Raw genomic sequence first — 12,054 nt, 5'->3', positions numbered from 1 at the left:
GATGATACTTAGTTTGAAAAGGGTTTTCGATTTTTCTGTTGTATAATAAAGACGAATTGTAAAACGAAATAAAAAAGATTTAAAATTTATATTTATGAAAAAAATTTCCGCACTTCTGGTTTTGTGTTCATTTCTATTTGTTGCTTCTTGTTCAAGTGATGAAAATAATTCTAGTCCTGATGCTGTTACAGTTGATAAAAATTTGAACAAACAGCAAACCGGTAGCTCTGCAAATGATTTATTATCAGATAGGAAATTTAAAAGTTTGGTGATTGAAGTGGTCTACGTAAATGGTTTTGAACCTAGTACTGCGGCCATAACAAACTTTGTTAATTTTTTAAATGCTAGAACTTTCAAGCCAGCGGGTATTACTGTTATAAAACGTGGAATTCTTTCGCCAGGAACAGCACCATATTCAAACGAGGAAATAGTAGCTATTGAGGATGCTAATAGAATTAAATACAATTCAGGAGACCAAATTGCGGTTTGGGCTTTTTTTGCAGATGGAAAATCAGATAAGGATGTTGGAAATTCATTTGTACTAGGAACTGCTTATCGCAATACTTCATTTGTTATTTATGAACAAACGCTCCATGGTTTGAGTGATAGTGCTTTTGAACCCAACAGAAGCGTACTGGAAACCACAGTAATTACTCATGAATTTGGACATGTTTTAGGGCTAACAAATTTTGGTACAGCCATGCAAAGCAACCATGAAGACACTGATAATCCTAAACATTGTAATAACAAATCGTGCCTAATGTATTGGACATTTGATTTGAGTGCTGCATTAGGTAGTATGGGAACATCTGGAAATGAACCTCAGCTAGATGCTCAATGTATTGCAGACCTTCGTGCGAATGGAGGAAGATAATTAAAAGCGTTATTTTAAGTAAACTTTTTCTTAGTTTTTAAAGCTGTTTTTTAATGCACAGTATTTCGATATTTTTAAATTTATTTTTACAAATGATATTTTTTTTCTGTACTATTTAAAAAATAGAGCGTTCAAATCAAGGATATTTAAGGATTACTATAAATTTCAATTTGGAGAAATTACAATAAAACCTTTATCTTTGATGTAAATTAAGAAGGTCATGAATGCAGTAGCTACAAAAACAGAGTTAGAGCTTTATTTTGAACAATTTAGAGAGCACATTATTGGGTTAAACCAAGAATTTGAATCTCCTTACGGAAAGCAAAAAATCATCTATACAGACTGGACTGCTAGCGGGCGATTGTATCGACCAATTGAAGAAAAGTTAATGAATGAGTTTGGTCCTTTTGTTGCAAATACACATACTGAGACCACCATTTCTGGGACTGCCATGACAAAGGCGTATCACAAAGCCAGACATATTATCAAACACCATGTGAATGCAAGTGGAGATGATGTTCTCATAACAGATGGAACCGGAATGACAGGTGTAGTGAACAAATTTCAAAGAATATTGGGCTTAAAAGTTCCTGAAAATCTAAAGAATTTTATCACGATTCCTGCCGAAAAAAAGCCGATTGTTTTTATTTCGCACATGGAACATCATTCAAACCAAACGTCTTGGCTAGAAACAATTGCTGATGTTGAGGTAATTCCAGCCACTGAAGATGGTTTGTTTAGCATAGAAAACTTATTGATTTTACTAGATAAATATAAAGAAAGACCTTTTAAAATTGCATCCATCACTTCATGCTCTAATGTTACGGGTATCAAAACGCCTTATCATGAAGTGGCAAAATTAATGCATCAACATAACGGACTTTGTTTTGTTGATTTTGCTTGCTCAGGTCCTTACGTAAAGATAGATATGCACCCTGAAGATCAAGAGTCTTATTTAGATGCTATTTTCTTTTCTCCGCATAAGTTTTTAGGAGGTCCTGGGACTTGTGGTATCCTTGTTTTTAATAAAAAATTATATCAAAATGTTGTACCAGATAATCCAGGAGGAGGAACTGTAAGCTGGACAAATCCATGGGGAGAACACAAATACATTGATAATATTGAGGATCGAGAAGATGGGGGAACTCCAGGTTTTTTACAAGTTATAAAAACAGCATTAGCCATACAGCTCAAAGAACAAATGGGCGTAGATCAAATCTTAAAACGAGAACACGAAATCGTAGAATATATTTTTTCATCATTAGGATTAATTCCAAATATTAAAATTTTAGCAGCTCAACATCAAGATAGACTGGGTGTTATTTCTTTTTTTATAGAAGACCTGCATTTTAATTTGGGTGTAAAATTATTGAACGATAAATTTGGGATACAAACGCGTGGAGGGTGCAGTTGTGCCGGAACATACGGGCATTTTTTACTGCATGTTGACCAAGAGACTTCAAATAAATTGATAGACGAAATTTCTCTTGGAGATTTAATTAGAAAGCCAGGTTGGATCAGGATGTCTGTGCATCCTACTACTACCACAGCTGAAATTGAATACGTGTGTAACGGAATCAAAGCGTTAGCCGAAAATCATGCAACATGGGCATTAGATTATGATTACAACCCAATTAGCAATGAGTTTGTTCATAAAGAAGCTCAGCCACTAGAGGATAATCTTGTGACAAGTTGGTTCTCTTAATAAATTACAAAATTGCTATTTGTAAAAAAAGGTTAAAACAGAAATAAGACTCAATACTGAAGACTGAAAACGGAGACTGTTAGAATTATCTTCTATGTTTCCATCGTTTATGAGTCCAGAAATAGTATTCAGGTGCTTCAATTATTTGTTTTTCAACTTCTTTGATGTAACGGTGTGTGATTTCAAAATCAGGTAGCTCTTTTGCATTTTCTGCAATAGGAATGATAGTGAGTTCATAATAACCACGTTTGATTTTTTTAACCTTTGCAAATACAACTGTCATATCATATTTTTTTGATAGCATTTCAGGACCAGTATGTACAGGAACTTCAACACCCATAAAGGATTCCCAGTGAAATATTCGATCTGCTTTTGGTGATTGATCACTGGCAAGTGCATATACACATTGAATATTATTGGTGTAATTCTCTGATATTAACGGAATCGTTTTGTTGGTTTGTACTAATTGAGTATTGTACTTAGATCGAATATCTCGAACCAATTTGTCAAAATAAATATTTCCTAGTTTTTTATATACACCAACTCCTTGAATACTTATTTTTTGATTAAGCGTGATTAACCATTCCCAACTTGCATAATGTGAAGCTATAAGCATAATACTTTTGCCTTTTTTTTCATATTCTTGAATGAGTTCTACGTTTGTGATTACAAATCTTCGGTTCATTTCTTCAGAAGAAATTGTAAGTGTTTTGGTCATTTCAAGAAACATATCACATAAATGATGGTATGATTTCTTTTCAATAAGCAAACGTTCTTGTTGGTTAAGATGCGGCAAAGCCAATGCAATATTAGCACGAACTACTTTTTTACGATAACCAATGACATAATACATTAAGAAATAAACCCCATTCGATATGCCATACAACATAGGAAAAGGTAAAATAGAGATGAACCAAAGAAAAGGGTACGCTAATATAAAAACAAGTAACTGCATGCAGATTTTTTTTTACAAATATAACTTAATTTTGATTGAAGATATAATTTCCCTTGCTCGTGAATGAGTATTTGAGAATTACTATCTTTACCCATCACAAAAAATACGGAATATGAATACTGTTTTATTAGCATTAATAATTGTTAATGTATTGTTTAGTTACAAAGGATTTAACGACTTGTCTTTTTTTAGAAAATATGAATTTCATGTAGGAAGTATCAAAGCTGGAGAACAAATCCGAATGATTACCTCTGGTTTTTTACATGCAGATATGGTTCATTTGTTTTTTAATATGTTTACCCTTTGGATGTTTGCTCCAGTAGTATTAGGGCAACTGGGTAATTTTTCATTTTTATTGATCTATTTTGGCAGCCTTATTTTTGGGAGTTTGCTTACTATGGTTTTTCATAACAATGATTATGGGTATAGAGCAGTAGGCGCCTCTGGAGCTGTTACAGGAGTATTGTATTCAGCTATATTATTGCAACCCGATATGATGTTAGGAATATTTTTTATAATACCAATGCCAGCCTATATTTTTGGGATCTTGTATTTATTGTACTCTATTTATGGTATGCGTGCTAAGAATGACAACATTGGCCATACGGCACATTTTGGTGGAGCTGTAGGCGGTTATCTAATTACTTTAATAAAACAACCTACAATGTTTGTAGATAATACAATGATGGTTATTGTTTTAGCCATTCCTATTGTAATTCTTTTTATAATGGTAAAGCTAGGTAAGCTATAATGGCATAACTTTTGGAAAGTAATTGTAATAACCTTTAAATTGTTAAAAATGAAAAAAGCAATAGCAGTATTCAGTATATTTTTTATCTCATTGTCTTATGGTCAAGATGTAAAACCTACGCCTCAAATTAATGTAAATGGAGAAGGAAAAGTAAAAGTTATCCCAGACCAAGCCACTATTAATGTTTCGGTTGAAACCAAAGGGAATGTAGCTAAGGATGTTAAAAAAGGAAATGATGAAAAAATTGATGCTGTAATCAAGTTTATAAAAAAAATGAACATACCGGCAGGGGATTTCAAAACGCAACGCGTAGCTTTGAATCCGCAGTATGATTATGAAAAAAAGAAACACAGTTACAATGCAGTTCAAACCATTGAAATTGTTATAAGAGATTTATCAAAGTATGATGAATTGATGGAAGGTTTAGTAGAACAAGGAATTAATAGAATAGATGCCGTAGTATTTCAATCCTCAAAGCTAGCGCAATATCAATCAGAAGCAAGAAAGCTTGCTATGAAAGACGCCAAATTAAAAGCAGAAGATTATGTATCGGTTTTAGGACAAAAAGTAGGGAAGGCACTCGTAATTTCAGATAATTCTCAAACTTATTATCCACAGCCTATGTATGCTTCAATGAAAAGCATGGAGCGCATGGATGCATCAGAACCTAGAGAAACTTTAGCAATAGGAGAAATAAATATTACAGCTAATGTTACGGTAAATTTTATATTGGAATAAAAAGGCCTATACTTTAAATAAAATACGGAACTATTTTAGTTCCGTTTTTTTTGTGAATAGATTTAACGATTTACTTTCACTCAAAGTTTTTAAATATTTGATGATGCTAATTGTCTTCTCTTCCAGAATTCAGACTGAGGCCAGCGTTGTTCTTGTCCATAAAAATAAGACTTATGTTTGAGGTAATAATCCCAAATTTGATTCATTTGTTGCGTGTATATCTCTTGAAATACTGCCTCTTGAGCCTTGTTTGTCTCTTCAATTATTTGATAGTTCTGCAGGAGATCTGTAAGCTGTAGCGCACTTGCCATGGCGTTAAACATGCCTTGGGAAGAAAGTGGATCAAAACTTACTGCAGCATCGCCAAGTGCTGCCCATTGCTTTCCTGCTACTTCATGAAGCTTACTAGAATTAGCAGCCACCGTACCATGAAATTGTATGGGTTGCTTATTTTTTGAAAGAATACTAGCCATCTGTTTATTGGCTGTTGCCAATTGTAAAAAGGAATCGGCACTTTTTATTTGAGTTCGTTCTATTAAATCAGCATCGGTTTGAAATGCAATAACTCTTTTATTATTGGGCAGGGGTGCACTGTACCACCAGCCTTCTTCACAAGATGAAATAGTGCTCATTGTAATCGTTTCGTGATTCTCTACTATGGCCCAAGTAGCTACAAGTTTGTCAATGATGTCGCGTTTGATACCTAACGTTCGAGCAAAATGGGATTGTCTACCACTAGCGTCTATAACAAATTTTGCAGTTATGGATGATTCAATAGGTTCTGGAGTCGTTTCGTAGGTTTTGATGTCAATAGTCCACAGATCATTATCATAAGTAGCAGTTTGAAGTTTATATCCAAAAAGACAGTTCACACCACGTTGCTCAGAATTGGATCGTAAATAGACTTCAAATTCTGTTCGGTTCAATTGCCAGCCAAAACCATCTGGATTGCGCAAATGATCTACAATTGTGCTCGTGTCACTACCCCAATACGATTGCGTTCCTGTGTTTTGCTGTTGTATTTGTTGGTTAGTAGGATAGCCTTTGTTTTCTAAACCTTCTAATAAATCCAGCTGCTTTAAAATGCGTCTTGCAGCAGGTGGCAAACATTCGCCAATACGATCAACAGGTTGTGCTGTTTTATCAATTAAAGCAACTGTATACTTTTTAGATAAAGCGATGGCTGCAGTACAACCTGCAATGCCACCGCCTATAATAGCAATATCTACTTTTGTAGCCAATTTTTTATTCATTGGTAAAATGCCTTTATATAATTATTTTGGTGAATAACGTCTGAAACGGTTCCCTTTGTCTGTGCCTGCTAAGCTTATTTTATTGTTACTAGGATGCTTGGCTTTAGTTAATGCAGAAGCTTTTGAATTCAGTAAATTTAGCAATTTTTGTACACTTGGCGTAGCGGCAAAATCATTAGACAACTCGTTTTCAACTAAAGCAATCAATTGATCTTTAGCATTAGATAATACGTCTTGTTCTGTAAACAATTCTTTATGTGATAATTCTGTTGCTGCGGCCTTAAGTGTATCTTGAACACCTTTACTCAGTGACTTTTTGTTTTTTAAGATAGTTTCTAAATCCTTGATGGCTTCTTTAAGTAAAGTGGCTTCTTGTGCTGGAGATGGTGTAATTCCTACTTGCATTTCAGGAGGGAAATTCTCATTGTTTGGTACTCCTTTTCTAGGTTGTACAATCGCCAGTTTGTCAAAGTATTTTACCATACTATTAATTTGATTCGTGTAGGTTGGATCCTGGCCGTCAAGCGGTAAATCGTCTAACCACATTTTACGGAAAGCAAAGGCCTGCTTGCGTGTTTCTTCGGCATTGTTGTCATTTATTACTTCATTGTAACGCTCTTCGTCTAAAATATTATTGGGTACACGAGCCGGCCAAAACGTAGGAACATAAGGGTCGTACGATGAGGTGTATCCATCTCTACAACTAGCAGTGTCTGTTTGCCAAGGGATAGCCATCCAGCGACTAATTCCACCAGCAACTTGCCCACCTAATAAAGGTCCTTTGGCTATAGTAAATACATCGCTATTCATCATAGGACCATAATAACTGCTGTCAACTAGAGGCGTTTTTGGAGCATGAAGTAATCTAAATGGTGCGGAGTACATACCAGCAGTTCGCATAGGCCATGTCATTTCGCATCCAGGATGAAAAGCATCTGCCAAACAAAATTCCATTGCGGCTTTAGTCATCATATCTGGCTGTTCGGCAACGGGTAATTTATCTAAAGTTATAGGTTCAGGTACATGCGGACAACCCGTCATGTCTATGTAATCAGCATCAAAATCTCCTTTGACCCATTGGTCTATAAAAGACAATTGTAAATCTGATAAAACAGAGTTTTGTCTCATAGAACCTACAGATGGAATACTAATGGCATCACCATAAAGCCAAGGCCATAATTGAGGTGCTTCTGCTCCTGAGGTGCCGTATCTTCTAAAACTATTTGAAATCGTACGTCGCATTTCGATATTGGCTGAAGAAGGATCGTTTAATCTTACTTTCCATTTAGAGGTGGTGTAGTCAAATTGTCCGCCCCAACCAAAAGCTGCTGCAAAGGCTGCGTTGACCCATTGTAAATTTGTCATTCGTTCAAAAATGGGCAAGATGTCCTTAGTAAATGATGGTCGAACTGGGCGTGGCATCATACCTGAACTTACCGCTACATCGCGCATTAAATCCCACATGGTTCTTACTGATTTTTGCATAGGAGCATAATCAGGCGGCGCACAAACAACCCAAGCTGGATCTACTTTAAGTGCCACACCATTATATTCTACTTCGGCAGTAACGGGTCCGTCTGAAATATCATCATACCAACCTTCGTTATTGGCAAAAGTTATGGCAATATCTCCTTTTAAATTTTCAGAAACTCCATGCCCACCTAGCATAAGTAAGCGTCCTTTTTCATCAGTGCGCATTTCGCCAAGATATACTGGTTTTTCTTGAAATTTACCTACAAACTGATGTCCTGAGGTTACATTTGGTTTGTTTATTGTTTGTAAACCACCATCAATAATGAGTGAGTTTCTATCTTTTACATCAATATTTCGAAGTAATGAAGGTGGCGCATCAGCAGCATCTGGAATGTCTAGCGCAATTTGAAATTGGTACCAAGAAGCCTTTTGATTGGCTAAATGAGAATGCCAAACAATTTTAGAATTCTCAGCGGTTAACTCCTTGATGGCTTTTCCTGCTGCATTGAAACCGTATATTCTAAATTGTGCGGCTTGTCGTTTTAGGGCGCCAGTAGCATCGCGGTACGCATTATCGCTTGACATTGGTACAGGCTCAGAAACTAACGGGCCGATAAAGTACTCGTTTTCACTATTTCCTACACGCGTTACACCTATAGGCGGATAGATTCCAGCTTTGACAATGCAATCACTATTTTCGTCCACATTGCCTTTGAAAGGGCGGTTCACTTTTTCTGGTTCTTGAGTCGATTGTCCGTTTGCTTGATGACGAACCTCTGAACTAGCGGCATAAACTACTTTTCGAACCGCTGCAATAGAACCCAGTGGTTCGTGCTCTTTTAGTGTACGGAAAATATTAAACGAAAGATTTGTGCCAAATTCAGGTTGACCAATTGCACAAATGTCCTGTTCAGGGAAATACAATTCTGCAATAGCTATGTACGGACTTTCTTCAGTGCTCCAAACGGCTTGCGCATCGTCTAGAGGCATGGTTTTATCGTTTGTGCGTAACTGAATTTCAAAACGAAATTTTGCTGATTTAGTTCGAAGGCGTTGTTGTAAGTCGAGTGCTAAATAATTATTATCGTCAAAAGGTGCTCCGTGGTACGTATCTTCGGGAACTAGGCGGTATTTTACAATTTGTTGTTCCCCTAACTTAAAAGGAAGAATTGCCCAATATGTCGCACTCAAACAACTAGCTTCTTCTTTGTTCATGGCGTTAAGAATGGACGCCAGTTTTGGATGTTTATTGATGTACGAATCGTAATCTTTATCGATAACTCCAGCGGTAGTAAAACTGCACATTTGTTGTGCATCACGAGCAAAAAAACGATCTATGTTTTGAAAAATGAAATCAGCGTTAGTTCCTGTTCCCAAAAGTTTAGGACCATCAACACCAAAAAGTTTTAAGCCAATACCTAAGGTAGAATGCAAGTCTGGTGAAGAAGGGCTGGTGTCGCTAGAGAAACGAACAGCACATTCATAAGAGCTACCTGCAAAAATACCGATTTTATATTTTGGATCAATATCTTTATTTATTGTAAAAGTTCCGTAACCAATGCCGTGTTGTTTGCGAAAAACGGGACGTTCAGCTGGCTGCTGTCCGCTTTCGATACGGGTTTTTTGTCCAAGTTCGACAAACATTTCCTCGAGTCGTTGCGTCACTACATTTATGTTGCCATCACTATCCCAACAGGCAACATTATTTGCTGTAGGTTTTGTTTTTAATAAAGCTGATTTTTTTTCAGCTGTGCTTGTAGTGCTTGGTTTTTCTGGTTTGTTTGCTTTTTTAGTCATAAAGTGATTGTTTAGTTTTTTGTATACCAAAGTAAGTATTTTTAGCAAGCTTATCCTTGCGTATAAATACTTGATTTTTAAAAAACAGAATAAATTTTTTAATTCTAATAAAATAAAGGAATGCTAATTTGTAGTTTAAAAATGAGATAAGAAACGAATATCTGATAGTTTTCTACAGTAGTTCGTCATTCTGCCCCTGATAGCAACGAAAAGCCCGCAAGGGTAGGAGCCCAATAAAAACAAAACCCAAAACAGCGACCAACGGAAGCTCGTTTTGGGTTTATGTTTTTAAGGCGATTCCCGCGGACTTGTAGTGAATAGCAGGAATAGGCAGCCAGAATATTTGGAGGAAAGTGCTGGTGAAAATTACTTCCCAATACAATATCTAATTTATCAGTATTTGTAAAGCTTTAGAGGGGTGCATAATTACAACAGTGGTGGAGCCTTGATTGTTGTTTTGTTCGTGATTTGAAAAGACTGAAAAGTTTTATAATCTTATTTATGAAAAATGAGCTGATTAAGTAATTTAATCGGCTCATTTGTAAGCTAAGTAAGGTCTTTTAGTATATAATGGGTACTTCTTCCTCCTGAATTAGCTTTAATTAGGATTCCTTTGCTTACTAAGTCAGTAATATCTCTTAATGCAGTATCTGGAGACGTTTTTGCCATTTTAGCCCATTTACTTGTAGTTAAGTTGCCTTCAAAATGATCCATTAGTTTTGCAAGTATTTTGTACTGACGTTCATTATTTATCAAACCTGAATTTTTAGCCCAAAACTGATGTTTTTTAACCACCTTGTCCACTATTATACTCGAAGACAGCATAGTGTTTTTTAAGCATTCTAAAAACCAAATAATCCACGCTGTTATATTTAAGTCTCCTTTTTGAGTTTGCTCTAATATTGTATAGTAGTTTTTCTTTTGTCGATTTATCTCAGTTGACATACTGTAAAACCTTTGGTTCACACCATCCGCTTTAGAAAGTTGCATATCCGTAATTGCCCTTGCAATCCTTCCATTTCCATCGTCAAAGGGATGTACTGTTATAAACCATAGATGTGCTACAGCTGCTTTGAGTAGGGGTTCCAGATTTTGTTCGTTATTATACCAATCTATAAATTGTTTCATTTCGTATTTGACATTCTCGGCTTTTGGAGCTTCGTAATGAATTTTTTCTCTGCCCATACCTCCTGAAACTACTTGCATGGGACCTAAACGCCAGTTAGCAACTTCAATTTTATACATGCCGCTTCTTCCTGTTGGAAACAAGGCGGCATGCCAACCAAACAAGCGTTCCTCCGAAACTATTTTATTATCGTTTTGAGTGGCATCCAACATTAATTCTACAATTCCTTCAACGTGCCTATCAGACTGTTCTAAACCAAAATATTCCAATCCTAATCTTGTAGCAATGGAGGAGCGAACGAGTTCTGGGTTTAATATTTCTCCTTCTATGGCAGAAGTTTGCAATACGTCCTGAATCAAGTTTTCTAAATTAGCTTCATCTTTTAATTCGAAACCTAACATTTCTACTTTGCCCATAAGTTTACCCTGCAAGTGACGTACTTCGCTTAATAACGAAATAAATTCTTGCTCATTCCACTGTAAATGTGGCCAATTTTTAAGCTGGTGTATGTAGATTGCCATTTTTTTTCTTTGATGCGGTAAATATAGCGATTATTCTCTGCAAAAAATGCGGTGATTAAACTGTTTTTTCACCGCACTTGAAAATTTAGAACTATTAGTTGGAATTGCGAACAGCGAAACGAGATGCAAAGCATGAATTGGGTATAAATTTCTTTTTCAATCAATTTTTACTGCCTTAACAGTAATAAGTTCTTTTTGTTTCTATAATTATATGCTATGTTACGTTCTAATTATTATTTTACCGCTATAACAGTAAAATAATAAGGTTTTTGATGATATACGCTGTAGGTGTCTATGAAATACGTGTTTAATCATTAAAACATTAGAAAATGAATGATTTTGATTTAGGTACTTTTATTAAAGACCATCAAAATAAAGGTAGGATTGACACAACTTGAACTAGCCGACTGGAGATTTGTGCAAGCAAAAAGAGCTGGAATTTTAACGGAAATTGCTGCTAACGGCTATCATTTTGAGAATGATGAATATTGACACTTAGCAAAATTACCTAGCTTACACTAAAAAAAGAGTAGCACAATTATTAAAAGTATACTTAACTTCTAATAATTGTGCTACTCTTTTTTTAGTGTTTGTAAAGGAATACCATTATTTACCTTTAACAATGTTTATCTAAAGTTTATAATAACTCTATCGTTTCTGCGAGTGACTGGTTCCGTTCAGCGAGTGTTTCATTATTCGAAGAACGCTCGCAATGTAACTCTAGCTTCTAGCCTAATTTTTTTTGTAGTATTCTATTTTTCTTTCTGAAATAAATCTCGCTTTTCCTTCTCTGAATTCTATTTGTTTTATCCAGTTACCTTCATTGTCAAAATTTTTATATTCAAAAAAAAAGGTTATGAT

8 protein-coding genes are annotated in these 12,054 nt (G+C 35.5%); 4 read left to right on the top strand and 4 right to left on the bottom strand.

All coding sequences use genetic code 11. The annotated features are described in order from the left end of the window. Positions 1 to 94: 94 nt before the first annotated feature. Positions 95 to 874, top strand: coding sequence for a membrane metalloprotease (locus FPG59_RS09310; protein ID WP_086454341.1), 780 nt, complete (start codon positions 95 to 97; stop codon positions 872 to 874). A gap of 220 nt (positions 875 to 1,094) precedes the next feature. Further along, positions 1,095 to 2,579, top strand: a complete 1,485-nt coding sequence (locus tag FPG59_RS09305; protein ID WP_086454340.1) for an aminotransferase class V-fold PLP-dependent enzyme — start codon at positions 1,095 to 1,097, stop codon at positions 2,577 to 2,579. 85 nt (positions 2,580 to 2,664) lie between these two features. Here the strand turns inward: FPG59_RS09305 and FPG59_RS09300 are convergent, their stop codons facing one another. Beyond that, positions 2,665 to 3,534: a lysophospholipid acyltransferase family protein gene (locus FPG59_RS09300; RefSeq protein ID WP_086454339.1), complete on the bottom strand. Its 870-nt coding sequence runs from the start codon at positions 3,532 to 3,534 to the stop codon at positions 2,665 to 2,667. A gap of 112 nt (positions 3,535 to 3,646) precedes the next feature. On the opposite strand from FPG59_RS09300, the gene FPG59_RS09295 reads away from it, so the two are divergent. Continuing rightward, positions 3,647 to 4,285: a rhomboid family intramembrane serine protease gene (locus FPG59_RS09295; protein WP_086454338.1), complete on the top strand. Its 639-nt coding sequence runs from the start codon at positions 3,647 to 3,649 to the stop codon at positions 4,283 to 4,285. A gap of 48 nt (positions 4,286 to 4,333) precedes the next feature. Beyond that, the gene (locus FPG59_RS09290; protein WP_086454337.1) at positions 4,334 to 5,023 is read left to right on the top strand and encodes an SIMPL domain-containing protein; all 690 of its coding nucleotides are present in this window, start codon (positions 4,334 to 4,336) and stop codon (positions 5,021 to 5,023) included. Between the two features lie 89 nt (positions 5,024 to 5,112). On the opposite strand, the gene FPG59_RS09285 is transcribed toward FPG59_RS09290, so the two are convergent. The 3 genes from FPG59_RS09285 to FPG59_RS09275 all read right to left on the bottom strand — a co-directional run bounded on the left by FPG59_RS09285 (position 5,113) and on the right by FPG59_RS09275 (position 11,193). After that, positions 5,113 to 6,276, bottom strand: a complete 1,164-nt coding sequence (locus FPG59_RS09285) for a tryptophan 7-halogenase (protein ID WP_086454336.1) — start codon at positions 6,274 to 6,276, stop codon at positions 5,113 to 5,115. A 21-nt stretch (positions 6,277 to 6,297) separates the two neighbouring features. Continuing rightward, positions 6,298 to 9,546, bottom strand: coding sequence for a LodA/GoxA family CTQ-dependent oxidase (locus FPG59_RS09280; RefSeq protein ID WP_176330729.1), 3,249 nt, complete (start codon positions 9,544 to 9,546; stop codon positions 6,298 to 6,300). A gap of 546 nt (positions 9,547 to 10,092) precedes the next feature. Continuing rightward, on the bottom strand, positions 10,093 to 11,193 hold the full coding sequence (locus tag FPG59_RS09275) for a Fic family protein (protein WP_086454335.1): 1,101 nt from the start codon (positions 11,191 to 11,193) through the stop codon (positions 10,093 to 10,095). Positions 11,194 to 12,054 lie beyond the last annotated feature (861 nt).

Source organism: Flavobacterium sp. FPG59 (genome assembly GCF_002150205.1).
Lineage (GTDB): Bacteria > Bacteroidota > Bacteroidia > Flavobacteriales > Flavobacteriaceae > Flavobacterium.
Note: the sequence above shows the minus strand (reverse complement) of the source record. Positions and strands in the feature narration are given on the sequence as shown.